Below are 25,567 nucleotides of genomic sequence, written 5' to 3'. Positions count from 1 at the left end.
TGTATCAGTCTTTATCTTTTTTCTCGGTGGGATTTTCCGGCAGTTCGGCGGCATCTTCTACAATGTCGGTCACAAGCTGCTGGAAGTCAAACGCATTCTTTTCTGTGATAACAGGCTTGCCGGTTTCCGCTTCAAGAGCCTGCCGCGCAATGCCGGCCACCTTGCCGCCGCGTTTGGCAACCTGCTTGTTTTCTTCAAAGGTCTGTGGCTTTGCAGTTTTGGAAATATCCGTGGTGGAGGCTTCCGCCAGCATGGTCAGCACAAGTTCCAAATCAGTCATATTGTCCCGGAGATTTTCTTTCGTCAGACCTTTCAGCCGCTTGTACTGCCCTGTGGTCATGCCAGACCATGCGCGGGAGATTTCATCGGTCAGGATAGCATACTCCTTGCCCTTTTGTACTCCGCGCTTCTTCCATTCATCCGTCAGTTCGTTGCGGATGCGGATTGCCAAAAGCCGCTGGTGAATCCATTCTTCGGAGTAGCCTTTCTTCAAATAGGTATCAAGCGCACGGTCAATGGCCTGCTCCGGGTCGATTGTTTCCTCGATGCGTTCTTTGCCTACCATTGCCAGCCATGCCTTGAACGGTTCAGCTTTCGGAGATGGGATTGACTGGATGATGCGCAGGAGCTGTTCAGTGTTAGCGACATCCGTTTTGCGCTTTTTGCCGTCAGGAGCGGTCATTTTCAAACCATTACAATTTGTAATGGTTTCATTTCCTTCGTCTTTAAGACGTTTTTTTAGAACGCGCCAATAGTTCTGTGGGTCTGCGCTGTCAGTCAGAACAGCAATCACATCAACGATGGCAAAATACCATTCTTCCTTTTCTGCGTCCCACGCAGTACGGATTTTCTGATTTTCAAAAAGCTGGATAGAGCTATTGTCTTTTACTTCTGCCATAGAGGGTTCCTCGCTTTCGTTGTCTAGTTCTATTTTACATGATTTCGGGTGGAAACGCCACCCGGTCTAAGCGTTTGGGATTCAAAAATCTGAACAATATTTTGTGCAGATTTACCGTTCCTGCATCTGCTCCTTTCCCGGTGCTGTCCGTAGGATGCCGTCCACATTCTGCTTTATGATGCCATACTCCTGCATCTGGCGTTTGGCATCATTGTACTGCCGCTGCAGCTGGTCTTTCTGCTCGGCCAGTTGCTTATACTCGTTTTTCAGGGCGTAGAGGTCGGGCAGCTTTTGAAAGCCCTGCTCTTTTAGAGCTTTCGCCGCTGCTTCATAGAGAATCAAGGTTCCTTCATGCTTACGTCGGAACTGCTTTTTGTCAGCAGCCCGCTGATACTCATGCAACAGTGGGTGCAGTTCCTTACAGGTGGTGACATCCTTTATCAGCACGGCCATTTCTGCAAGCCGGCGCTCTGCTGCTTTCAATGCGGCGGCAGCTTCGGTGCTGGCGGCGGTGATCTCGGCCACCCGGCTTTCCAAATCCGGGTAACTATCAATTTCATGCTCCGTCAGGAAGTTCATCGTCCGGGCAGCCTGTTTCAAGTTGTGGAGCTTTGCCCACTTCTCGTACCCTGCGTACTGCTGGGCCTTGATGCTATTCTCCAAATCAATCCGCAGCGAAATTTTGTGGTTTTCTTTGGGCTTCCGCTCCACGAACCGCCCTTTGATGCGCTCGGTGATGGCTTCCTCGGTGTAGACTTCTCCTAGCGTTTTGCAGCGGGTGAACCGTTCCTGTCCGGGCGCACGGAACGACACATACTTGCCCCTCTTGACCTCATAGCTTTGCTCCTGCAGGAGCCGCAGAAAATCGTCAAAATCCTTGGCCTGCGGGATGGCTGCATCTATGGCAGCTTTCAGCTTCGCCTTCCAGCTCGTGCCCTTGCGGTGTGCATCCCACTCGGCATAGCTTTTGCCCCGGTCTTGACCGGGCATCACCACAGACAGACCATGTTCCTTGCACAGCCGGTCGCTGGTGCGCCGGATGTAGGCATAACTCTGTCGGTTGGAAACATACTTTCGTTGGTTCACCATGTCCACGGCACAAAAGATGACGTGGTTATGGACGTGCCCCTTGTCAATGTGCGTGGTCAGCACATACGGGTATTTGCCTTGCAGGACTTCATCTGCAAGCTGTCGGCCAATCTCGTGGGCCTGCTCCGGCGTGGTTTCGCCCGGCGCAAAAGACTGTATCAGGTGGTGGGCCAGATTGTTGCCTTTCTGCATGGCTTGTGATAGCAGCAGTTCAAATTCGATGTCGGCGGTTTCATAGGAGCAGTCAAAGGAGGACACCAGCATTTTTTCATCCGTCTTGGCTGGATTCTCGATGTAGTCCAGTGCCTTTTTCAGCGTTGACTTGATAGGATGTATCTTTGTAACTGCCATATCTGTGCCAGCGCTCCTTTGATGTCCGCAACATCTTGTGTGTACAGCGGCCCCATGCTGTTCAGCCGCCGCGCGATCTGGTTAATATTGACACCAATCTTTTGCAGTTCGGCGGTCTGCGCCCGGATGTCGGTGGTGTCGATGTGGACAACATAACCATCTATCAGCATCTTCCGGGCGTAGGCAGAAAAATTCCGTGTGTGCAGCAGAGCCATCTTCTGCCGGATAAGTTCCTGTTCCTCCGGCGTCACGGGAACACGCAGAACAATTTTTCGGGTTCGGTTCGCCATAGTTTCACCTCGTTTCTTGGGGGTCTGGGGTACTCCCCAGCAAGCATTTCTGCCGGGAGTGGCTACACTCCCTATGCTTGCTACGTTACCTTTCCCCACTACTATGACACCACAACACCCCCGTTTTGCCCGCAAAATGCAAAAAAAAATAAGAGGACGCTTTTGCATCCTCTCAATGACCGTGCATGACAATCAGACACACACGGGCTCTTTTTCCTGTTCATGGATTCGTAAGGCACCGTCAATGGCACCTTCTACGATGGGTAAGTATTCTTCCGGGCAAAGCTGCAGCTTGTGGCTGACCCGCTGACGTTCCGCACTTTCTTCCCGCATGAGTTCCGGGTTGAAGTACCGTTCCACTGGCAGACCACATATTTTTATCAGCTGAATCACCACCGGCAAGCTGGGCAACGTGCCTTCGTTTTCGATGTTCGCAAGATACCGGCTGTCACAATGTATCATGTCGGCCAGCGCACTGCGGGAAAGCTGTTTTGCCTTTCGTGCTGCCTTGACATCCGCTCCGAACGTTTCAAAGCCGGGACAGTCCTCAATTTTTGCCATTCTGCATCACCCATATACATTTTATAGTTCATGGACGATTGGCGAAATGATGCAAACTGCATATATGCTAAACTTTATTGTTCATAGTTTGAGCATTGTATTCTCTGGAAAATCGAAATATAATAGAATATGGAGGTGTGAGCATGAAAATTTTCATTATAGAAGATGAACCAGCAATCCGCGAGGAACTTGTTCAGCTTCTTCAAAAGTACGGCTACCAATGCGACAGCAGCGATGATTTTCACCACATTGTGCAAGCTGCTCTTTCATCAGGGGCTAACTTGATTCTCTTAGACATCAATCTGCCCTATCAGGATGGTTTCCAAGTATGCAGAGAAATCCGACAGAAATCCAATCTTCCTATCATTGTACTTACCAGCAGAAACAGCGATTTTGACGAGTTGATGAGCTTGAACATCGGCGCAGATGATTATATTGCAAAGCCGTACAATGCACAGATTCTTTTGGCGCGAATCCAAAAACTTCTGGCTCGGACCTATGAAGTACAGGACAACATCGTTCTCACGCACAAAGGCTTGACCTTAAATTTGCTCAAGGCGGAAATCAGCTATCAAGGGAACAAAAAATCGCTTACCAAAAATGAACTTGGGATTTTGCGCCTGCTTATGGTGAATAAGGGCAACATTATTCCCCGTGACGCTATTATTGATGAACTCTGGCAGAGTGAACAATTTATAGACGAAAACACATTGAATGTCAACATCGTTCGGTTACGGAAAGCACTGACCGAAATCGGTCTGCCGGACTATCTGGAAACGAAACGTGGTTTAGGGTATTGCGTATGAAGTTATCCGAGTATCTGCTTGACCGTATCTTTTCCCTGATTTGTATGCTGGTGGCTGCACTCGTGCTGCTTGCGCTCCTCTGGCTGATTGAAACACCTGCTGTGTTTATTCTGTTTGCCGAGGTGATTTTACTTGCAGCGTACAGTACAGCGCTGCTGTATGATTTTTTCCGCAAGCAGAGTTTTTATAATCTGCTTCAAAAAATGACAGAGCAGATGGCCATAAAAACTCTTTTAGGCGAGTTAATGGTGCCGCCTCATTTTTTAGAGGGGCAGATTTTGGTGGACGTTCTGCGGTGCTGCAACAAATACCAGAACGACCAGCTTGCCTGTGCAGAACAGGAGAACCGTGAATATCGGGAATACCTTGATTCATGGGTGCATGAAATCAAAACGCCTATCACCTCTGCCCGGCTGATCGTTGAAAATGAAAAGAATCCCATCACACTGCGAATTGACGATGAACTGCGGAAAATTGATGCTTATGTGGAGCAGGTGCTATATTACGCCCGCAGTACCGATGTGGAAAAGGACTTTAAGGTGGAGAAAACCACCTTGCAGGCATTGGTGTACGCTGCGCTAAAAACGTACTCAAAGCCGTTGATTCAGGTCGGTGGAAAGCCGGTTCTAAAGGAACTGGATATTCCCGTGGCCGCAGACAGCAAGAGCTGCACCTTTGTGATCGGACAGATTCTGTCCAACGCTATCAAGTATCGGAAAGATAATTTACAAGTTGAATTTTCAGCCAGAGCAGAGAAAAACACGGTATCTCTTTTCATTTCCGATAATGGCATTGGTATTTCTGCTGTTGACTTGCCGCGTGTGTTCGACAAAGGCTTTACCGGTGAAAACGGCCGTCGTTATTCCAAATCAACCGGCATTGGTTTGTACTTGAGCCAAAGGCTATGTCGAAAAATGAATATCTCACTTTCTATTTCCAGCGTTCCGGGACAGGGAACGACGGTGACGATGGTTTTTCCTACGGAAAGCTATTTGCAGGTGGCGGGGCTGTAAAGCCTCGCTTTTTTCAACCTTACATTTTGGTAATACAAATGTAATCCAATTTAATGGCATCGGAAAATTCCTTGTGGTAGAGTAAAAGCACAAAAGCAAAGCGCTTTTGAGAAAGGAGCCTGACCTATGGGCGATACGATCTTACGGGTGGATGACATCCAAAAATTTTACGGTAACAAAGGCAACCTGACAAAAGCCATCGACCACATTTCTTTTTCTGTTCGCAAAGGAGAATTTCTCGGCATCATGGGTGCTTCCGGCTCTGGCAAAACCACCTTGCTGAACTGCATTTCCACGATTGATACCGTCACCAGCGGTCATATCTATGTAGAGGAAAAGGATATCACGATGCTGCATAGAGCACAGCTTGCAGATTTCCGTGGAAAAAAGCTGGGGTTTATTTTCCAGAATTTCAATCTTCTGGACACCTTGACCGCCTATGAAAATATCTCTCTGGCCCTTTCCATCGCAGGTGCCAAACCCAGTGAAATAGAGCAGCGTATTCCACAGATTGCCCAAGCGCTGAACATTCAGGATGTATTGGGTAAATACCCCTATCAGATGTCTGGCGGTCAGCAGCAGAGAGTAGCTGCTGCAAGAGCGATGGTGACAAATCCCGCCATCGTACTGGCAGATGAGCCGACCGGCGCACTGGATTCCAACTCTTCCCGAATGCTGTTGACAATGTTGACCGAATTGAATGAACGGCTTTCAGCAACGATTCTCATGGTAACGCATGACGCTTTTTCTGCCAGCTATTGCAATCGCATTTTGTTTATCAAAGATGGGCAGGTGTTCAACGAACTGCATCGTGGGACGGATACGCGCAAAGAATTTTTTACAAAAATTCTGGAAGTAGTTTCCGTCTTGGGAGGTGAACAGAGTGAACACATGTAAGCTGATTTTCCGAAATGTGTGCAAGAACATTCGTGACTATCTGATTTACTTTCTTACGCTGACCCTTTCGGTCAGTTTGTTCTATGCGTTCAATTCCATTTCTGACCAGCCGGCTTTTTCCAATATGGGCATGACCGGCACGCTCTTATATCGTCAGCTCGGCATTATGCTTTCTACGCTTTCCACTATGATTGCGGTTGTTCTGGCTTTTCTGATTCTTTATGCCAACCAGTTTTTATTGAAACGTCGCAAAAAGGAATTGGGCGTGTATATGATGCTCGGCATGAAAAAAGGGCGTATTTCCCGGTTGTTTGCAGGCGAAACGCTTTGTGTTGGCATCATTGCGCTGGGCACAGGATTGCTTTTGGGCTTTTTCTTTTCGCAAGGGTTTTCTTTGATTGCATTGCGGCTTTTTGCAATCAATCTTGAAAAGTTTCGGATCGTGTTTTCAGCCGGAGCGCTTCGCCAGACCGTGTTGTGTTTCACAATCATCTTTTTTATCGTCATGCTTTTCAATATTCGGTCTGTCACCAATGTTACATTGATTGACCTATTGACGGACAGCAGAAAAAACGAAAGTATGCAGACTGAAAACCGTATCTTGCCGGTTTGTCTGTTCCTGCTCTCGCTGCTTTGCATCGGAATTTCTGCCGCGCTGTTCAACAAAAACGGGATTCTGCCATCGCATGAAAATAATCTGTTCCAGTTGGCAGCGGCGGCATTGGTCGCGGGAACTTTTCTGCTGTTCTACTCGCTGTCAGCCGTTTTCATGCAAGTAGCAAGTGCAAGGAAACGCTTTTACCTGAAAGGTCTGAATACATTCCTTGTCCGTCAGATTGGCAGCAAAATCCGAACCAATTATCTTGTGGTAACGGTTGTATGCGGATTGCTGACCATCACGATCTGCGCCGTGTCGATTGGCGCAAGCACAGCGCTTGCTATGAACAAAATGTCCCAATCTGCAACGCCCTATGATTTGAACGTGCTTTCCAATGTTTCGGTTGACGGGGACAGCGATATTGCTGCCTATCTCGCTGCACACGATATTACCATAAGCAACTACGCCAAAGCTACAGAGCAAATCAGTGTTTACGAGGCCGATATGACCTACTCTGAACTATTTGAAGGACAGAAAGTCAAATTTTGGCCGATTGATGAAAAAGTTCCTGACAGCAAGGTTTCTGTAATCTCCATTTCGGACTTGAATCGTGCCTTAGCCATGCAGAACAAAGCACCCATCACGCTGAACGATGGCCAATACCTGTTGAACTGCAACTACAATGGAACGTATCGGTATGTTGCTGCTGCATTGCAGAGCCACCCGGAAATCATGGTTGGCGGGGCGACTTTACAGCGTGCAGAAGATAACGTTTTGCAGGAAACATACGTTATGACCTCGGTTGGTAATAATGACCGCGGCACCTTGATCGTTCCCGATTCCGTCACCGCATCTCTTGAAAAAGATGTAAATGTGCTTTTGGTGCAATATAAACTAGATGCAGATTCCAATGAAGTTCTGCAAAAGATGATTCCGATTGGATTGGATAGTACACATGGCTATCGGTATGCCGAAAAGAACATGATGTATGAGACGTTCTACGGCCTTGATGCCTTGGTGAGCTTCCTTTGCTGCTATATCGGGTTGGTCTTTTTGCTGATTTGCGCCGCACTTCTAGCGTTAAAACAGCTTACCGAAACGACCGACAATGTGTATCGTTATGGCTTGCTGCAAAAGCTGGGTGCAGGCCGCAGGCAAATCGATCATACGCTTTTTGTGCAGACAGTCGTGTTCTTTGCCATTCCGCTAGTCGTCGCTGGCGTGTATTCTGCTTTTCTGATTGGCAAAGCAATGGCTGTGGTGGAAGAATTTATGAACATCCATATCGCAACAAATATCGGACTGACAATCGTTCTTTTTCTGCTTGTCTACGGAAGCTATTTCCTTGCAACGTATCTTTCCTGTAAACGTATTGTCACAGAACAGCGAGAATTGGAGGTCTAAACTATGTTGCCCGAAAATGTAAACTGGAATGCCGTATTGCAAAGCATCACCGACACATGGCTCCCTTTAATTGGTATGGTCGCCGCAATTATTTTAGTTGCCATAATCGTCCATGTAGCACAAAAGAATAAAAAGTAAAAACACCTGCCGGACGACGGCAAAAGAAAAAAAGCCGTCGTACAGCAGACATATCCGCGCGCCCATTTTGAACCGGCGGCTTTTGAGAAAATCAAGGCCGCCGGTTCTTTTTGCTTATCAAAGCGTTTCATCGTCCGTATGGCGGCCATAGGAGGATGCCACCATGCGCCTGATATTCTATCGAACGCCCAGCTTTGAACTGTCAAAAAAAGCCTTGCTCCCGCACAGGGTCAGCAGGGCTTTTACTATGTACTATACGATGTAGCTACTGCGCGTTTCGTGCTGCCATTATGCCCGGTTGGCCGTTTTCGGTCTGCTGGGCTTTTCTATTGCCGCCTGAAAAGTTGCCTGTTTCAAAAATATTTTTGGAAATTTTCAAAAAAGCGGGCAGAATCGGGTGTTTCAGGTGTCATATTAGCGGAAAGGGAAAAATCCACCCGACATCCCCACGGAAAGGGGGTGAGAAGATGGAAGCTATCCCTCGCAACGATGGCGAACAGTACCGATTCGATGCGTTCTGCAAAGCGGTGCTGCGAAATGAGGCCCGGAACTATCACCGAAACAAAAAACGCCTGCTTGACCGTGAAAAGTCATTCAGCGTTCTGTCGATGGAAGAACTGGGGCAGCTCACGAGTGTAGACCATTATCCAAGTGAAGAATTTGTATTTTCATCCTACGGCTGTGATCTGCACATCGACAATGAACTTGTTGCCAATGCGTTTGCCGCTCTGCCAAAGCAAGAACAAAGCATTCTGATTCTGTTTTGCGTTCTGGAACTGGGCGATGGCGAGATTGGCGACCTCATGGGAATGTCCCGGAGTGCTGTACAGCGCCACCGGACAAAAACGCTGAACGAGCTGCAAAAAAAGCTAAAGGCGCACTTGCCGGAGGGAGGTTAGGCGTAAATGAACTCCTATGAACACACGAGCAGAGAGTTTTTACCGCTCTCGGTGATTCGCTCTGCCTGCGCTGGGGACACCGATGCAGTTGAACAGGTTTTGCGACATTACAGAGGTTATATCAACAAGCTCTGTACAGGCATTCTCTATGACAAGCACGGTCAGCCTCATGTGTGCATAGACGAGTACATGAAACGCCATCTGGAAATCAAACTGATTTCTTCTATTGTAACCAAAGCCGAAACGGTCTGACCCTTTCCACATTTCGGGACAGCACCTTGAAAAATATGCCCGCCGGACAATGGCGGTGCATCATAGGGCAAACGGATACGTTGCTGTCTGTATCGAGCCGGACGGCGGGTGCGCCACGATGCTTTTCTCTGAAAAGTGGAGCGATCTCCACCCCGCCGCAATGCAAGCGTGGCTGCTTGCGGGCCATGACATACTGACAGACTGATACTCCCTTACCGTCAAAGTCCGAGCGTTCAGAGCGTCGCAGGCAATGAGTAGGGCTGCATGAGGAATGCAAGGGTGAGATTCCCGTGGGCTGCTGCCAGCAGCCGTCCGTTGGCTCATTTTTTGATTTTTAAGAAAGGGGATTTTACGATGCAAGCGAAAAAGATAAACCCTGAAAAAACAAAAAATCCAGAGATGCTTACTCTGGATTCGACTTATCGTATTGGCAATCGCTCCTTTATCGTTGAGCCGGTGTTCAAAGAAGAAAGCTCCCAGACCTTAGGAGAAGTTCTTCTCCGGCTGATGAAATCCGAAAGCGAAAAATTATAATGACCTTTCGGGAGGCAGCGGACAGAGAAAGCGGATTGTGTTATAATATAGGCGTACAAGTGAATTTGCTATTCGACTGTCCCAAGAAAGGAGCGAGTATGAAACAGTCGAGTAACAAGAAATCCCGTGAAGCAACCGCTTTTCTCTATGAGCGTCTTTCCCGTGATGATAATTTGGAGGGCGAGAGTTACAGCATCGGCAACCAAAAGAAACTGCTCACCAAAGTTGCAAAGGAAAAAGGCTATACCAATCTGGTTCACTTTCTGGATGATGGCATTTCCGGCGTGACCATGAACCGTCCCGGTTTCGTTGAAATGATGCAGCAGCTTGAACAAGGGAAAGCCTCTGCTGTGTTCGTCAAAGACCTTTCCCGTCTGGGCCGAAACTATATCGAGGTCGGGCGGCTGACAGAAGAATTTTTCCCGGACCATGACATCCGACTTGTTGCCGTTTCGGACAACATCGACACGGCCGAGGGAGAAAATGAACTGGCACCCATCCGAAACCTGTTCAATGAGTGGTATGCCCGCGACATCAGCAAGAAACGCCGTATCAGTAATAAAATCAAAGGCAACTCCGGCGAACCGATGGGGCTTCCTCCCTATGGATATATCAAGGACCCGAACAATCCCAAGCATTGGGTCATTGATGAAGAAGCTGCACAAGTTGTCCGGCGCATTTTTGATATGACGTTGGAGGGCTTTGGCACGGAACAGATTGCCACCCAGTTTGAAAAGGAAGGCGTCCTGACGCCGCAGGCCTACTGGATTCAGAAAGGCATCGGCCGTCCCGGAAAGACCAAGACGCGCCCCACCACCAAGTGGAATGGCTCCACGATTACCCATCTTCTGTACCAGCAGGAGTATTGTGGTGATGTTCTGAACTTCAAAACCTACTCCAAGTCCTACAAGAATAAGAAGCGGATTCATAACAACCCGGAAAATTGGGTAGTGTTCCATGATGTTCACGAACCCATTATTGAACGTGCCGTGTTTGAACAGGTACAGCAGAAGCGCGGAAAGATGCGCAAACGCCGTACCAGCAACGGAGAACACAATATGTTCTCCGGCCTGCTTGTCTGCGCAGACTGCGGCTGCAATCTGCATTTCCACTTCAATCAGGGCAACCCGGAAATCAAGTATTTCAACTGCTCCAACTACAAAGGCAACCGTGGTACCTGTCAATCCACCCACTACATCCGGGTAGACTTTCTGGAAGAAGTGGTGCTAGGCGAGATTCGGCGGCTGACCAAGTTTGCCAGCCTCTACGAGGACGACTTTTTGAAGGCTGTTATCGGGCACTCCCAGCAGGCGGACGAAGCCGACCGCAAGCTGAAAGAGAAAGAGTTGAAAGCACTCCTTGCCCGTGATGAAGAACTGGACGGTCTCTTTGAGCGCATCTATGAGGACAATGTTTCCGGCAAGATCTCTGATGAACGCTTTTCCAGAATGTCCCGGAGATATGAGGACGAGCAAAAGGAGCTGACCGAAAAAATCAAACAGCTCCGCTCCGAAATCGAAAAGCAGAGCAGCCGCACTATGACAACGGATATGTTTATCAGTCTGGTTCGCAAGTACACCAGAGCAAAAAAGCTGACACCCCGGATGCTGAATGAACTGGTGGAAAAAATCGAAGTGTTCAATGCAGAAAAGGTCAATGGTGTATGGGAGCAGCGGCTCCGCATTCACTACAACTGCGTGGGCACCATCGAGATTCCAAGCGCACTTCCTTTACCGACACCCGATGTATCAGTGAATACAAGAAAAGGCGTAGTTGTGAACTACACCCCCTGTGATGTCGCTATTTAGCGAATAAAAAATGACGAATGCTCTTTGACAGCTAAATGCTGTAAGAACATTCGTCATGGTGCGATGGAAGGGACTCGAACCCCCGGCCTACTGATTCGTAGTCAGTCACTCTATCCAGCTGAGCTACCAACGCATACGTTCCACTCGGAACATAATGTATTTTATCACTGAGGAGGGGTTTTGTCAACGGTTTTTTGAAATTTTCTTTGGATTTTTCAGAATTTTATTTTCGTCTTTGAAAAAAGTACGCCGTTTCGTTTTTACGTTTCTTCCGCCAGCTGCTCGGCAATGCGGATGCCGGTGGGCGTTGCGGCAAGGCCGCCCTGGCCGGTCTCGCGGAGGTCGGGGGAGAGCAGGCTTCCGACGCGGCCCATGGCGTCAATGACCTCGTCACAGGGGATGGCGTAGTCCACCCCGGCCAGCGCCATATTGGCGCAGGAGACGGCATTCACTGCGCCAACGACATTCCGCTTGATGCAGGGGACTTCCACCAGACCCGCCACCGGGTCGCAGACCAGGCCCAGCAGGTTGCCCAGCGCCATGGCGGCCGCTGCGGAACACTGTTCCGGTGTGCCGCCCTTGAGGTGGCAGAGCGCCGCCGCAGCCATGGCGCTGGCGGCTCCGACCTCGGCCTGGCAGCCGCCCTCGGCACCGGCCAGCGTTGCGCGGGCAGCGATGACCTGACCGAAGCCTGCGGCCACGTAGAGCGCTTCGCAGATGGCGGTCTCATCGGCTTCGCCCGCGCGGGCCAGCGGGAGCAGCACCGCCGGGAGAACGCCGCAGCTGCCTGCGGTGGGCGCGGCCACGATCCGCTTCATGCAGGCATTGCACTCGGCGGTCTTGAGCGCTTCGGCCGTCACCTCGGCCAGGTAATCGCCGCCGTAGCTCCGGCCTGCCCGATGCGCCTGTTCCACTTTGGCGGCGTCGCCGCCGGAAAGGCCGCTGCGGCTGCGCTGGGCAGGGTCGTAATCCCGGCTGGTGGCCTCCATGACGTGCCACAGATGCCGCATTCCATGGCGGCTCTGCTCCTCGGTCAGGCGGCTCTCCGCCAGGTCGCTGCGCAAAACCGCCTCGGCCAGCGAGATGTTCTGGGTGCGGGCTGCTGCCAGCATTTCTTCACAGGATAAAAAAGCCATTGCTCAGTCCTCCGCATTTTCTTCGGGTTCGTCTACGTTCAGGCAGGTCACTTTCAGGATGCCGGGCATCAGCGCAAGCTGCTGCTCCAGCGGGTGGGGGATGTGAGAATCGCATTCCAGCACCATGACGGCGTAACTGCCCGTCCCGGCGCGGAACACCTGCATCGACGCGATGTTGATCCGCCGCAGCGCCAGCGAGGTCGTGACCTCTGCGATGCAGCCGGGGGTGTCCTCGTTGTGGATGATGAGGGTGTTGCTGTCGCCGCCGAAATCGGCGGGCACACCGTCAATCTCGGTGACGCGGATGCGTCCGCCGCCCACCGAGGCCGCTTTCATCGAAAGGACCCGGCCGGTCCGGCTCGTCAGCCGCAGCACAGCGGTGTTCGGGTGGGCTGAGCGCAGCTCGACCGGGTGGATGCTGAACTTCATGCCCTGCTCTCTGGCCAGCTCAAAGCTGTCCGGCAGGCGGGGATCATCCGGGCGGAGGCCCAGCAGACCTGCCACCAACGCACGGTCGGTGCCGTGGCCTCGGCCCGTCGTGGCAAAGCTGCCATACAGACCGATGTCGGCATCCACCGGGATATCGCCCAGCAGCTTTTGTGCCGTGTATCCAATTTTGGCTGCACCCGCCGTGTGGCTGGAAGAGGGCCCGATCATGACCGGCCCCAGAACGTCAAATAAGCGCATACGATGCACATCCTTTCGTATTCCCTGCAAAAAGCCCCTCATTCCGGCCCGTTCCGGCCGGCAAAAGTGTTCTCTTCGCACTTTTTCTCTGTTTTATTATACCGCTTTTGCCCCACTTGTGCTATAATAACTTTACTAATGTTTGAATTCGCTCCTTTTGGGGCAACACGGAGGTTCGATTTCTATGAAACTGGTAAGCGTGGAAACTCCCGAAAAGAGTGTCTGCAAAATGACCTTCAGCGCGACCGCTGAGGAGTTGGAGACCGCATCCAACGCGGTGTATGAGCGCACCCGCGCTTCCTACACCATCAAGGGCTTTGCCAAGGGCGAGGCTGACCGTGCGCAGATCGAAGCCGACCGCGGCGAGCACACCTTCTGGTATGACGCCATCAACGATCTGATGGACCGGGACGTTCCCGCACTGTACGATGCTGCGATGCAGGAGCACGGCTTCCACGCCGTGGATGAGCCCAGCTACGATCTGGTCAGCGTCAAGAAGGACGAGGGCTTTGTGGCCACCGCCACCACCGCCCTGCAGCCGGAACTCAAGCTGGCCCAGACCACCGGCTTCCAGTCCGAGTGCGTCACCCCGGCTGTCACCGACAAGGAGATCGACGCCATGCTGGAGCGCCGCCGTGCCGCGGCGGCGGAGCTGGTGCCCCACAAAGGCCCGGCCGTCAAGGGCAACATCGTGCACATCGACTACGAGGGTCTGCTGGACGGCAAGGCCTTTGCAGGCGGCACCGCCCAGAACCAGACCTTGCAGCTGGGCAGCGGCCGGATGATCCCCGGCTTTGAGGACGGCATCCTGGGCCACAAGGGCGGCGAGGAGTTTGAGATCCACGTCACCTTCCCGGCACACTATCACGCCAAGGATCTGGCAGGCAAGCCGGTCGTCTTCAAGATCAAGCTGCTCGACGTCTGCGTCCGCCAGCTGCCCGCCCTGAACAGCGATTTCGCCAAGAAGATCGGCAAGGTGGACACCATGGAAGCCTTCCGGGAACAGGTCCGCAAGCAGCTGTACGACGGCAAACACGCCAGTGCCCTGAACCGTGCCAAGGATCAGATCCTGACCCAGCTGGCTGACGCCGCTGAGGGTGAGCTGCCCAGTGTTCTGGTAGAGAGCACCTACCAGCACGAGATGGAGAACATCCAGCAGCAGCTCCAGATGCAGCGGATGAGCCTGGACCGCTACCTGAGCCAGATCCACCAGACCCGCGAGACCTTCACGGCCAACGTGCACGCTGCCGCCGAGAAGAACACCCGCGCCCGGATGGCCCTGCTGCAGGTCGCCCAGAACGAGAACCTCGTCCCCACCGATGAGGAGATCAACAAGAACCTGCAGGAGCGTGCAGACCGCACCAAGAAGACCCTCGATGAGGTCAAGGCCGGTATGAACATCCCGATGATTCAGCGCAATGAGGCCATCCGCCGCGCCGCCGACTGGGTCATTGAGCACTCCACCATTGAGGAAAAAGACGCCTGATTTTTTCAAAATCGCATCCCATTCATACAAAAAGACCCCCTTCCGAGTTGCCGCTCCGAAGGGGGTCTTGTGCGTTACTTGGTCAGGAAGTTGAAGCCCATGACCACGATGCCCAACACGACCAGAACGATGCCGGTGGCACGGTTCAGGGTCTTGGGTTCTGCCTTGTTGGCAAACACGGCTGCAATGCGGGCCCACAGGAGGGTGAACGCCACGCAGAGCGCCAGAACGAAGGGATCGGGCATTCCGCCGATGGCGAAATGGGAAACGGCACCGGTCAGGGCGGTGAAGGTCATGATGAAAACGCTGGTGCCGACGGCAGTCTTCAGCTCATAGCCCAGCACACTGGTCAGGATGAGGAGCATCATCATACCGCCGCCAGCGCCCACGAAGCCGCAGATCAGGCCGATGCAGACACCGCACACGACGGACTGGATGGCGCGCTTCTTTGCGGAGACGCCCTGCATGGCCTCTTTGGTGGTCATGACGGGGCGAACGATGAATTTGATGCCCAGCAGGAAGGTCATGAAGACCGAGAAGCTGCCCATGGTGGCCGACGGAAGCAGGCTGGCAAGGTAGCTGCCCATGACCGTGAACACCAGAACGCTGGCCATCATGATGAGGCCATTCTTGATATCCAGATTCTTATTCTTATGGTAGGTATAGGCCGACACCGCACTGGCCAGCACGTCCGATGAGAGGGCGATGCCGACGGCCATGTAAGGGTCCATGCCGAGGAAGGCGATGAGCATCGGGCTGATGACCGCAGCGGCGCTCATACCGGCAAAGCCGGTGCCCAGGCCTGCGCCCATCCCGGCAAAAAAGGTCACAACGATCGTAAACAATACATTCATCTTACAGTTCTCCTTCCAGAATTTCATCCAGGTTCCGGCCCATCTGTTCCAGGGTCCCATAAAAAACGTTCAGCCGTGCTTCGTCGATGCCGTTCAGCAGACGGTCAAAGAAAGCCTCCTGCAGCGCCCGGCCCCGCTGGATGATGGGCTGAGCCTTTTCGGTGCAGAGTAGCTCGGTCTTGCGGCGGTCGTTCGGCACCGGGCAGCGGGTCAGCAGGCCCTCATGCACGAGCTTGTCCACATTCACCGAGACGAGGTTCGCTTTGATGTGGCGCACCTCCACGATGTCGCTGGCCGTTTTGTAGGTGGGGTTGTTGGCCAAGAACAGCAGGATATCAAACGCCGTCTGGGGCAGGCCGAGTTCCTGGCACAGCGGCTTGCAGACCGCGCTGTAGGCCAGCGCCGTCTTGTTTGCAAATTCCATGCTGGGGTTTTTCTCTCTCATTTTATCGCTCCATTTTTGAATCGTTCATTTTTGAAGTATTTTAGCACGATTTTTGTGCCTTGTCAAGAGCCGCACACAAACAAAGAGCCTGTGCCCAAATCGCTTCGGGTACAGGCTCTTGTTATAAAGAACAGATGTTTTACACGAGCGCCAGCGCGAGCATCCGGACGATGAAGGCTGCCACCCATGCCACCACGCACTGGTTCAGGACCATGACGGCTGCCCAGCGGCCGCCCAGCTCCCGCTTGACGGAGGCCACTGCCGCAATGCAGGGGGTGTAGAGCAGGCAGAACACCAGCAGCGGGGCCGCTGCCGCCGGGGACAGCGCCGCACCCAGCGCAGCGGACGAGCCGAACAGGATGGTCAGGGTCGAAACGACGCTCTCCTTTGCCATGAAGCCGGTGATGAGGGCCGTGGAGACCCGCCAGTCCGCAAAGCCCAGCGGGGCAAACAGGGGCGCGATGCCGCTGGCCACAAAGGCCAGGATGCTTTCCTGCGGGTCTGCGGTCAGGCTGAGCTGCAGATCAAAGTTCTGCAAGAACCAGATGACGATGGTCGCCATGAAGATGACGGTGAAGGCGCGCTCCAGAAAATCCCGCGCCTTTTCCCAGAGCAGCTGCATCACATTTTTCAGGCCGGGCAGGCGATAGTTGGGCAGCTCCATGACGAACGGCACCGCCTCGCCGCGGAACAAGGTTCCCTTGAGGGCAAATGCCGCCAGGATGCCCACCGCAATGCCCAGGAAATACAGCCCCACCATGACCAGCGCCGCATGATCCGGGAAGAAGGTCACGGCAAACAGGCTGTAAATGGGGAGCTTGGCCGAGCAGCTCATGAAGGGGGTCAGCAGGATGGTCATTTTGCGATCCCGCTCGGAGGGCAGGGTGCGGCTGGCCATGACGCCCGGCACCGTGCACCCGAAGCCAATGAGCATCGGCACGATGCTGCGGCCCGAAAGGCCGATGCGGCGCAGCAGCTTATCCATCACAAAGGCCACGCGGGCCATGTAGCCGGTATCTTCCAGCAGCGAGAGGAAGAAGAACAGGGTCACGATGATGGGCAGGAAGCTCAGCACACTGCCCACGCCCGTGAAGATGCCGTCGATGACCAGTGAGTGGACCGCCTCGTTGACGTTCCAGTAGGTCAGGGCATTGTCCACAAAGACGGTCAGGTTCTCGATCCCGATCTCCAGCAGGCTCTGCAGGCCCGCGCCGATGACGCCGAAGGTGAGGTAGAACACCAGCGCCATGATGCCCACAAAGGCCGGGATGGCCGTGTATTTGCCGGTCAGGAACTGGTCGATCCGGCTGCTGCGCACCTGTTCCTTGCTCTGATGCGGCTTCACCACGGTCTGATCCACCAGCTGGTGGATGAAGTGGAACCGCATATCCGCAATGGCGGCGGCACGGTCCAGCCCGCGCTCCTGCTCCATCTGCACGATGATGTGCTCGATCATCTCTTTTTCGTTCTGGTCCAGCTTGAGGGCTTCCTCAATGCGGGCGTCGCCCTCCACCAGCTTGGTGGCCGCGAACCGCACCGGGATGCCGGCCGCTCTGGCGTGATCCTCGATGAGGTGGATGATACCGTGGATGCAGCGGTGCACCGCGCCGCCGTGGTCCTCCTCGCCGCAGAAGTCGAGCCGGCCCGGACGCTCCTGGTACTTGGCCACATGGATCGCATGGTCCACCAGTTCGTCCACGCCCTCGTTCTTAGCCGCCGAGATGGGCACCACCGGGATGCCCAGCATGGCTTCCATCTGGTTGATGCGGATGGTGCCGCCGTTGCCGCGCACCTCGTCCATCATGTTCAGGGCCAGCACCATGGGAGTATCCAGCTCCATGAGCTGCATCGTCAGGTACAGGTTGCGCTCGATGTTGGTCGCGTCCACGATGTTGATGATGCCGGTCGGCTTTTCGCCGATGATGAACTGGCGGGTGACGATCTCCTCGCTGGAATAGGGCGACATCGAGTAGATGCCGGGCAGGTCGGTGACTTCCGTTTCCGGGTGCTCCTTGATGGCACCGCTCTTCCGGTCCACCGTGACGCCGGGGAAGTTGCCCACATGCTGGTTGGAACCGGTGAGCTGGTTGAACAGGGTCGTCTTGCCGCAGTTCTGGTTGCCCGCCAGCGCAAAGGTCAGGGTCTTGCCATCCGGCAGGGGATGCTCGCCCTGTTTGGTGTGGTAGCGTCCGCCTTCGCCCAGACCCGGATGCTCCACCATCTTGTTCTCCCGCCGGGCGGGTGCAGCGGCTGGCGCTGCCGCTGCCGGAGTGATCTCGATCTGTGCTGCGTCGTCCAGACGCAGGGTCAGTTCATAGCCGTGGATCTGCAGCTCCATGGGGTCGCCCATGGGTGCAAACTTCACCAGCGTGACCTTCTCGCCGGGGATCAGCCCCATGTCCAGAAAATGCTGCCGCAGGGCTCCCGCCCCGCCCACTGCGTCAATAACGGCACTTTCGCCGATCTTCAGTTCTTTTAATGTCATGGCCAATGCCTTTCTGTTTCGACAGATTGTTAGCTTATAGAAACAGTTTTAATATATGCTAACTGCCCGGCATTGTCAAGGCAGACAGCGAAAAAAAGCCCGCCTCATCCGGTGTGGAGCGGACGAAGCGGGCCTTGCATTTTCGTTGGTTTTTTACTTCACGGTGTGGTAGCCGTCGGGGTTCTTCTGCTGCCAGTTCCAGCTGTCGGCACACATCTCCTCGATGCCGTACTCAGCCTCCCAGCCCAGCTCCCGCTTGGCCTTGGAGGGGTCGGCGTAGCACTCGGCGATGTCGCCGGGGCGGCGCGGGTCGATGACATAGGGGATCTTTTTGCCGCAGGCCTTCTCGAAGGCGTGGATGACATCCAGCACGCTGTAGCCGTGGCCGGTGCCCAGGTTGCAGATGAAGAGGCCGCACTTGGTCTCCAGCTTCTTGATGGCGCAAACATGGCCGCGGGCCAGGTCCACGACGTGGATGTAGTCGCGCACGCCGGTGCCGTCGGGGGTGGGGTAGTCGTTGCCGAAGACGTGGACTTTTTCCAGCTTGCCGATGGCGACCTTGGCGATGTAGGGCATCAGGTTATTGGGGATGCCGTTGGGGTCCTCGCCGATGAGGCCGGACTTGTGGGCACCGATGGGGTTGAAGTACCGCAGCAGGGCCACGTTCAGCTCCGGGTCAGCCTTGCAGACATCGGTCAGGATGCGCTCGGTGAAGGCCTTGGTGGTGCCGTAGGGGTTGGTGGTGGCACCAACGGGGAAATCCTCAGTGATGGGCACAGAGGCGGGGTCGCCGTAGACAGTGGCCGAAGAGCTGAACACGAAGTTGTGGCAGTTGTGGCGGCGCATCACGTCCAGAATGACCAGGGTGCAGTTCAGGTTGTTGTAGTAGTATTCGATGGGCTTGGAGACGCTCTCGCCGACGGCCTTGTAGGCGGCGAACTGGATGACAGCGTCGATGTCCGGGCACTCGGTGAAGATCTTCTCCACGTCCTCGTGTTTGGTCATATCCGCATTGTAGAAGCGGAAGTCCTTCCCGGTGATCTGCTTGACGCGGTCGAGCACCACAGGGGAAGCATTGTAGTAGTTGTCTGCCACCACCACATCGTAGCCTGCGTTCAGCAGCTCGATGCAGGTATGGCTGCCAATATAACCGGCACCGCCGGAAACCAGAATTGCCATAGCAAAATACCTCACTTCTCACCGTATTGTGAGCGGGGCGTTTCCCCGTCTCCATCTGCCTAAAGCATACCGCGTTTTGCGGGCAGAATCAAGTATCCATCTTTCTATTCCTCTGGATTTTTGTTGCCTTACAGTTTTTGACTTTTTGATGACGCATGATTTTTCGCATGTTGCCCATGGAGAGAAGCCGCACTTTGTGCAAATAGGCGAAAAACAAAAACAGAGCGTCGGGCCTTCTATGCAGGCCGGACGCTCTGCTGGTTACAGTTTCCCGCACTGTTTGCCGGTGAAGAACCGCAGGGTCGTGTTGGCGCGGAACACTTTTCCGGCCCGCAGGACCGTGGAGGGGAACTCCGGGTGAGAGGGGCTGCAGGGGAAGTGCTGGGTCTCCAGCGCAAAGCCGCCGTATTTCTGCATCGGGATGCCGCCCTTGCCGGGGGCAGGGCAGTCCTGCAGGAAGTTGGCCGTGTAGAGCTGGACGCCGGGCTGGGTGGTATAGACCTTCATGCTGATGCCGGTCTGATCGCTGGAAGCCCAGGCGCAGAGGCTCTGGCTGGCCCCGCGGCCCCGGTCGATGACGAAGCAGTGGTCGTAGCCGCCGCCCGCCATGGTGGTCTGGGAAAAGCCGGTGTCGATGTCCCGGCCAATGATCTTGCCCGCCCGGAAGTCCATGGGCGTATTGTCCACCGGCAGGATGTTGCCGGTGGGGCAGGTCTCGTTGTTGCCCTCCAGATAGCGGGACGCATAGAGGCGCAGCTTCTGGTTCAGCACATCCCCGCCGCCGTCGAGGTTGAAATAGGTGTGGTTGGTCAGGTTCAGGATGGTGTCAGCGTCGGATGAGACGCGGTAGTCCATCCGCAGGGCGTTGTCCTCCGTGAGGATGTACCGCACCGAAACTTTCAGGTTGCCGGGGAAGCCGTCCTCGCCCGCCGGGCTCTCGGTCTCCAGCAGCAGGGTATCGCCGAAGGCCTTGACGTCGTAGATCTTTTTGGGGAAGGTGCCGTGCAGATGGTTCCTGCCGTTGTTGGGCTCCAGCTGGTATTTCCTGCCGCCCACGCTGAACTCCGCGTTCTCGATGCGGTTGGCGTACCGCCCCACAAAGGCGCCGCAGCAGGTGCTGCCGGAAGAGTTGAAATCCTGTTCGTAGTCGGCAAAGGTATCGTGGCCCACCACGACATCCACCGGACCCTGTTTTGTGGGGACAAAGATGTTTTTGATCACGCAGCCATAATTCAGCACACTGACCGCCAGCCCGCCAGGATTCGACATGATGTATTCATTGACCTTTTCGCCGTCTCTGGTCACACCAAAGGGCTTGGAGCGAAACTGTGCCATAGGGCTTCGCCTCCTTTTTCGAAATGTTTGGATACCACACTCTCGGTTATATCCTTTATTATTATGATTATATCACAATTTGCACCTTCTGTGTGGACATCTTTTTAGGTTTATCAGCCAATATTTCGAGATATTTTTTGGTGAAAATGACCCGCTCAGGCTGATCCGAAGGGGAATGCCCCGGTCAGCCGGGCCGCAGGCAGCAAAAGAGCCGCCCGCCTGGAACGGCGGACGGCTCTGGGGAACTTCAGGTTCAGCCCTCCGGCTGTGCGGAGGAGGACTGGGCGATATACTCGGCGGCATCGTCGGGGATGTCGTCAAGCTCATCGTCGCTGCCGACATCGACGTTCAGCGGCGGCTTCCTGAAGAGGATATCGTACAGGATGGGCACGATATACAGGGTCATCAGGGTGGCATAGCTCAGGCCGCAGATGATGACGATGGCCATGCCGCTCATGAGCTGGCTCGCCATATCGTTGCTGAACACCAGCTGGAGCATGGCCAACACGGTGGTCAGGGTGGTCATCAGGATGGGGCGCATACGGGTCTTGCCGGTGGCGATCAGGGCCGCACGGCGCTCCATGCCGCCCAGACGCAGCTGGTTGGCGTAGTCCACAAAGACGATGCCGTTGTTGACGACGGTGCCCATCAGGACGATGAAGCCCATCAGGGAGATCATGGTCAGCTGCTGGCCGGTGAAGAGCATGCCCAGCAGGCCGCCGGTGAAGGCCAGCGGGATGGTGAACAGGACGATGAAGGGGGAGAGCAGGCTCTGGAACTGGGCCACCATGACCAGATAGACGAAGGGCAGAGCCAGGGACAGCCACTGCACCATCTCGTTGACCATGAAGTTGACGGAGTCGGACTCGCCGCCCATCGAGAAGGAGCAGCCCTCCGGCATCTCATCGGAGAGGGCGAACTCGTTCAGCTTCTTTTCCAGAACACGGGCCTGCACGGTGGTGTTGTAGCCGTCCAGCGTGTCGGCCGTGACGCTGACGTACTGGGTCTGGTCCTCGCTGGTGATGGAGTCCGGCGCACTGCCGGTATCCCAGGTGGCCATATCGGCCAGGGTGCAGGTGCCGGTGCTGGTGGTGCCGTCGGCAGACATGACGGTGGTCTCAAAGGTGATGTCCATCATGTTTTCCTTGGTGACGGGGTCCAGATTGTTGCTGATCTGGACGCTCATGGTGCTGCCATCCACGGTCACGGGGGTCTGGGCCGTGGTGGTAGTGGTCAGCTTGGCAGCGATCTGCTGGTAGACCTGGGCCACGGTCAGGCCGTAGGAGCGGACCTTGTCGCGGTCGATGTGCAGGTTGATGGTGGCGTCGCCGCTGCCCAGACCGTTGGTCGCATTGGCAAAGCCCTCGGTATCGTTGACGATGTCCACGACCTTCTCCGACAGCTGGGAAAGGGTCTCGGCATCGGCACCGTAGATCTTCACGCTCAGGCCGCTGGCCAGCTGGCTGGTCAGCTCCTGCATCCCGCTGATCTCGACCTTGGCGGTGCAGTCCTCGATGCCGGAAAGGGCATCTTCGAGCGCCTGCCGGGCCGTCTCGATCTCGGAAGAGGAGAGGGATTCATCCAGCATGACGTTGACCTGATAGGTGCCGTAGCTGTTGGCTGCGTTCAGCAGGTCGGTGATGGTGGTGGGCAGGCCCAGCTGGCCGATGTCCATCCCGGCCACGCGGGTGTCGGTGGTGATGCCCACTTCTTCCACATGGTCCACCTCCAGCATGGCCTCCACGGCCTTGCCTGCAATGGCGTAGGAATCCTCCTTGCTGAGGTCCTTGGTGGTGCTCAGGGTCACGATGGCCTCGTTGCTGGTGATGGTGGGCAGCAGCTCCACACCCATGGAGAAGACCCGCCAGCCGCAGAAGGCCAGCAGCACCACCGCCGCCAGCAGGGGCAGGGCGCGGTGCCGGAAGCACCACTCCAGGCTCTTGGCGTACTTGTCCTGGATCTTGTCGAACCACTTCAGCTGCTTGGGCTCGGCCTTTTTCAGCACGGTGGAAGCAGCCGCCGGGACGACGGTGAGGGCCACGATGAGCGAGGCCATGAGGCAGTAGCCGATGCAGAGGGACATGGGCTGCATCAGGCTCTTGACGATGCTCGACGAGAAGACGACGGGCAGGAAGACGCAGACGGACGTCAGGGTAGACGCCACGACCGACATGCCCACCTGCTTTGCGCCCTGCACGGCGGCGCGGGCCGCCGGGACGCCCCGGCCGCGCAGACGGTAGATGTTCTCGATGACAACGATGGAGTTATCCACCAGCATACCGATGCCCAGCGACAGGCCGGCCAGCGTCATGACGTTCAGGTCCATGCCGGTGAAGTACATCAGCACCACAGCGAACAGGACCGACAGCGGGATGCTGAAGCCGACGACGAGGGTGGGCTTGACATCCCGCAGGAAGATGGCCAGCACGATGATGGCCAGTGCCGCACCGATGACCATGCTGCTCAGGATGCTCTTGACGATGATGGTGATATAGTTGCCCTGGTTGGACAGAACGACCACATGCAGGCCGTCGTACTGGGCTTCCAGCTCCTGGAAAGCGGACAGGCAGTTGTCCGACACTTCGCTGGCGCTGGAGGTGGCGCCCTTGTAGATCTTCAGCACGGCTGCGCGCTCGCCGTTCAGGCGGGTGTAGCTGGCCTCGGCGTTGTCGATGACCTCAACGTCAGCCACGTCCGACAGGCGGACATCCCCGAAGCCGTCCACATGGAGCAGCAGAGCGCCGGAGATATCCTCGATGCTGTCGTATTCCTCGCCGACCTTCAGCAGCCAGCTCTTGCCGCTGGAATCCTTGACGTAACCGGCGGGCATCGAGAAGTTCTGGGCATAGATGAGCTGTGCCAGCGTGTCGATGTCCAGCAGCTTGGAGACGTCGGAGCTGGCCATCGCCTTTTCCTCAGCGTCCGCGTAGGTCTGCTTTGCCTCGGCGAGCTGCTTTTCGTACTCGTTCAGCATCTCGCGGGCCTCGGTGAACTTCATATAAGCCTGCATCTGCTGCTGCGAGAAGTTGCCGATGGCGTCCGAGAAGGTCTTGGTCAGGCCCGGCACATCGTCCATGGCCTTGATGACATCGTTCAGGGTATTGTAGACCGTGTTCAGGCTCTGCTGTACCTGCAGGTCATCGGCCAGATCTGCCGCCGTGCTGCCCTCCGTGCCGGACTCGGTGTTCAGGCGCTGCTGCAGCTGCTGCAGTGCACCGGTCAGCTTATCGGTGATATCCCGCAGCTCGGTCACGATCTCGATGAGGGAGTCGATGTCCTTCATGCCCGTCTCGTTGAACTTGTCCATGACCCGCTGCAGCCCGTCGCGGACGTCGATCAGAGCCTGCTGGATCTCCGGCTCCTGCACCACCGCGATGAGCTGGTTCACGCTGTCCAGAAGGGCCTGCGCCTGTTTGCGCACCACCTCGATGGCGTCGCCGACCTGGCCGCTCATCTCCTGCATCATGGTATCCGAAACGGTATTGCTGTAATTCTTGAACTGGCGGTTGTATTCCTTGCGGCCCGCTTCGATCTGGGCCTCGGCGCTCTCCAGCTGCTTGCGCGCATCGGCCAGCTGGACGTCGATCACTTCCAGCAGCTTTTCGTTGATGGCGTCGATCTTCTCCTGGCTGAGCTGGACCTGCACCATCTTTTCGATCAGACCATTGGTGGACACACTGGAAACGCCGCCCTTGCGCTCCACGTAGGGCACGAGGGTGTCGCTGACGAACTCCGACAGGTCATACACATCGCTCCCCTCGCGGCTGACAGCCACGGTCATAAAGGCATTCATGTTCAGGCTGTACTCGATGATCGAAGGGGTCAGACAGCTGCTCGGCAGGCTGGCCGTGGTCTGATCCACCTTGTTCGACACCTTGACCATAGCGCTGTTCATATCCGTATCATCGGAGAATTGCATCAGCAGAAGGCTGTAGTTCTCCGCCGAGGTGGCGGTGACTTTTTCCACACCCGCCACGGTGCCCAATGCGTTCTGCATCACGTCGGAGACTTCGCTCTCCACACGCTCCGGGCTTGCACCGGGGTAGACCGTGACCACCATCAGGTACGGTGTATTCACGTCGGGCAGAAGGTTGGTCTGCATGTTGCTGATGGACACAAAGCCCAGCATCAGCACCATGATGACCGCCACCAGCACCGTGAACGGTTTTTTGACACTGAATTTTTCCATTTTATCCTACCGTTTCTTTGCTTGCGCCGTGCGCTCCACGGCCAGCGCCCTCAAAAGGGCAGTCTTACATAATTTCTATTATACACAAGGTCTGAGGGGTTGCAAGGGTGCCGGGTGAATCTTTTGCAAAATTCAGTCAGTTTTCGCTAGAGATACGGCTCAGCCGCCGGGATTGTTGCAGAGGAATTTGATTTTTCATAGAAAATTGCACTCAAGTATGTTATACTGTTTCA

The 25,567-nt window shown here is 55.0% G+C and carries 22 protein-coding genes and 1 tRNA gene; 9 read left to right on the top strand and 14 right to left on the bottom strand.

From position 1 onward, the window contains the following. Nucleotides 1–4 precede the first annotated feature (4 nt). The 4 genes from J3350_RS08325 to J3350_RS08310 all read right to left on the bottom strand — a co-directional run bounded on the left by J3350_RS08325 (nucleotide 5) and on the right by J3350_RS08310 (nucleotide 3,189). Complete coding sequence (locus J3350_RS08325) at nucleotides 5–898, bottom strand: Bro-N domain-containing protein (protein ID WP_207686304.1); 894 nt, start codon at nucleotides 896–898, stop codon at nucleotides 5–7. A 111-nt stretch (nucleotides 899–1,009) separates the two neighbouring features. After that, a complete protein-coding gene (locus J3350_RS08320) occupies nucleotides 1,010–2,338 on the bottom strand; it encodes a relaxase/mobilization nuclease domain-containing protein (RefSeq protein ID WP_207686303.1) in 1,329 nt (442 codons plus the stop codon). Next, entirely contained in the window at nucleotides 2,299–2,628 is a 330-nt protein-coding gene (gene mobC / locus J3350_RS08315) for a plasmid mobilization relaxosome protein MobC (RefSeq protein WP_117535494.1), read from the bottom strand. Before mobC ends, J3350_RS08320 begins: the two co-directional genes overlap by 40 nt. 192 nt (nucleotides 2,629–2,820) lie before the next feature. Further along, the gene (locus J3350_RS08310; RefSeq protein WP_005927725.1) at nucleotides 2,821–3,189 is read right to left on the bottom strand and encodes a helix-turn-helix transcriptional regulator; all 369 of its coding nucleotides are present in this window, start codon (nucleotides 3,187–3,189) and stop codon (nucleotides 2,821–2,823) included. Nucleotides 3,190–3,332: 143 nt separating this feature from the next. Here J3350_RS08310 and J3350_RS08305 point away from each other — a divergent pair, with 143 nt between their 5' ends. The 4 genes from J3350_RS08305 (at nucleotide 3,333) to J3350_RS08290 (ending at nucleotide 7,907) form a co-directional block, all read left to right on the top strand. Further along, a complete protein-coding gene (locus J3350_RS08305) occupies nucleotides 3,333–3,995 on the top strand; it encodes a response regulator transcription factor (protein WP_097784655.1) in 663 nt (220 codons plus the stop codon). After that, complete coding sequence (locus tag J3350_RS08300) at nucleotides 3,992–5,008, top strand: HAMP domain-containing sensor histidine kinase (RefSeq protein ID WP_207686302.1); 1,017 nt, start codon at nucleotides 3,992–3,994, stop codon at nucleotides 5,006–5,008. Before J3350_RS08305 ends, J3350_RS08300 begins: the two co-directional genes overlap by 4 nt. 126 nt (nucleotides 5,009–5,134) lie before the next feature. Further along, nucleotides 5,135–5,905, top strand: coding sequence for an ABC transporter ATP-binding protein (locus J3350_RS08295; RefSeq protein ID WP_097793307.1), 771 nt, complete (start codon nucleotides 5,135–5,137; stop codon nucleotides 5,903–5,905). Next, nucleotides 5,892–7,907 carry an ABC transporter permease gene (locus J3350_RS08290; RefSeq protein WP_207686301.1) on the top strand — a complete coding sequence of 672 codons (2,016 nt, stop codon included), beginning with the start codon at nucleotides 5,892–5,894 and terminating at the stop codon, nucleotides 7,905–7,907. The genes J3350_RS08295 and J3350_RS08290 overlap by 14 nt, the downstream gene beginning before the upstream one ends. Here the strand turns inward: J3350_RS08290 and J3350_RS08285 are convergent. Continuing rightward, nucleotides 7,904–8,251, bottom strand: a complete 348-nt coding sequence (locus tag J3350_RS08285) for a hypothetical protein (RefSeq protein WP_207686300.1) — start codon at nucleotides 8,249–8,251, stop codon at nucleotides 7,904–7,906. The two genes, J3350_RS08290 and J3350_RS08285, sit on opposite strands and share 4 nt — an antisense overlap. 261 nt (nucleotides 8,252–8,512) lie before the next feature. Here J3350_RS08285 and J3350_RS08280 point away from each other — a divergent pair, with 261 nt between their 5' ends. From J3350_RS08280 to J3350_RS08265, 4 genes are all read left to right on the top strand, one after another. Beyond that, complete coding sequence (locus J3350_RS08280; RefSeq protein ID WP_207686299.1) at nucleotides 8,513–8,944, top strand: sigma-70 family RNA polymerase sigma factor; 432 nt, start codon at nucleotides 8,513–8,515, stop codon at nucleotides 8,942–8,944. A 6-nt stretch (nucleotides 8,945–8,950) separates the two neighbouring features. Further along, entirely contained in the window at nucleotides 8,951–9,196 is a 246-nt protein-coding gene (locus tag J3350_RS08275; protein WP_117950103.1) for a helix-turn-helix domain-containing protein, read from the top strand. 279 nt (nucleotides 9,197–9,475) lie between these two features. Beyond that, a complete protein-coding gene (locus J3350_RS08270) occupies nucleotides 9,476–9,730 on the top strand; it encodes a hypothetical protein (RefSeq protein WP_370569290.1) in 255 nt (84 codons plus the stop codon). A gap of 98 nt (nucleotides 9,731–9,828) precedes the next feature. After that, nucleotides 9,829–11,538 carry a recombinase family protein gene (locus J3350_RS08265; protein ID WP_242700196.1) on the top strand — a complete coding sequence of 570 codons (1,710 nt, stop codon included), beginning with the start codon at nucleotides 9,829–9,831 and terminating at the stop codon, nucleotides 11,536–11,538. Nucleotides 11,539–11,594: 56 nt separating this feature from the next. Here the strand turns inward: J3350_RS08265 and J3350_RS08260 are convergent. The 3 genes from J3350_RS08260 to sdaAB all read right to left on the bottom strand — a co-directional run bounded on the left by J3350_RS08260 (nucleotide 11,595) and on the right by sdaAB (nucleotide 13,361). Next, nucleotides 11,595–11,671 (bottom strand) — tRNA-Arg (locus J3350_RS08260). 127 nt (nucleotides 11,672–11,798) lie between these two features. Continuing rightward, entirely contained in the window at nucleotides 11,799–12,674 is an 876-nt protein-coding gene (gene sdaAA / locus J3350_RS08255) for an L-serine ammonia-lyase, iron-sulfur-dependent, subunit alpha (protein WP_097791243.1), read from the bottom strand. A 3-nt stretch (nucleotides 12,675–12,677) separates the two neighbouring features. Then, the gene (gene sdaAB, locus J3350_RS08250; RefSeq protein ID WP_207686296.1) at nucleotides 12,678–13,361 is read right to left on the bottom strand and encodes an L-serine ammonia-lyase, iron-sulfur-dependent subunit beta; all 684 of its coding nucleotides are present in this window, start codon (nucleotides 13,359–13,361) and stop codon (nucleotides 12,678–12,680) included. A gap of 184 nt (nucleotides 13,362–13,545) precedes the next feature. Between sdaAB and tig the strand changes: the two genes are divergently transcribed. Continuing rightward, entirely contained in the window at nucleotides 13,546–14,847 is a 1,302-nt protein-coding gene (tig, locus tag J3350_RS08245; protein ID WP_207686295.1) for a trigger factor, read from the top strand. A gap of 74 nt (nucleotides 14,848–14,921) precedes the next feature. Here the strand turns inward: tig and J3350_RS08240 are convergent, their stop codons facing one another. The 6 genes from J3350_RS08240 to J3350_RS08215 all read right to left on the bottom strand — a co-directional run bounded on the left by J3350_RS08240 (nucleotide 14,922) and on the right by J3350_RS08215 (nucleotide 25,334). Beyond that, nucleotides 14,922–15,701, bottom strand: coding sequence for a sulfite exporter TauE/SafE family protein (locus J3350_RS08240; protein WP_207686294.1), 780 nt, complete (start codon nucleotides 15,699–15,701; stop codon nucleotides 14,922–14,924). 1 nt (nucleotide 15,702) lies between these two features. Continuing rightward, nucleotides 15,703–16,146, bottom strand: a complete 444-nt coding sequence (locus J3350_RS08235) for a MarR family winged helix-turn-helix transcriptional regulator (RefSeq protein ID WP_207686293.1) — start codon at nucleotides 16,144–16,146, stop codon at nucleotides 15,703–15,705. A 139-nt stretch (nucleotides 16,147–16,285) separates the two neighbouring features. Continuing rightward, nucleotides 16,286–18,631, bottom strand: a complete 2,346-nt coding sequence (gene feoB, locus J3350_RS08230; RefSeq protein WP_207686292.1) for a ferrous iron transport protein B — start codon at nucleotides 18,629–18,631, stop codon at nucleotides 16,286–16,288. A gap of 153 nt (nucleotides 18,632–18,784) precedes the next feature. Continuing rightward, nucleotides 18,785–19,810 (bottom strand): UDP-glucose 4-epimerase GalE, encoded by a 1,026-nt coding sequence (gene galE / locus J3350_RS08225; protein WP_207686291.1) that lies wholly within the window; start codon nucleotides 19,808–19,810, stop codon nucleotides 18,785–18,787. Between the two features lie 261 nt (nucleotides 19,811–20,071). Next, nucleotides 20,072–21,145, bottom strand: a complete 1,074-nt coding sequence (locus J3350_RS08220; protein WP_097791250.1) for an aldose epimerase family protein — start codon at nucleotides 21,143–21,145, stop codon at nucleotides 20,072–20,074. Nucleotides 21,146–21,398: 253 nt separating this feature from the next. Continuing rightward, nucleotides 21,399–25,334, bottom strand: coding sequence for an efflux RND transporter permease subunit (locus J3350_RS08215; RefSeq protein ID WP_207686290.1), 3,936 nt, complete (start codon nucleotides 25,332–25,334; stop codon nucleotides 21,399–21,401). Nucleotides 25,335–25,567: the final 233 nt, after the last annotated feature.

The sequence above is a fragment of the Faecalibacterium sp. Marseille-Q3530 genome (assembly GCF_017377625.1).
Taxonomy (GTDB): Bacteria; Bacillota; Clostridia; order Oscillospirales; family Ruminococcaceae; genus Faecalibacterium; species Faecalibacterium prausnitzii_E.
This window is presented reverse-complemented; position numbering and strand designations above follow the sequence as displayed.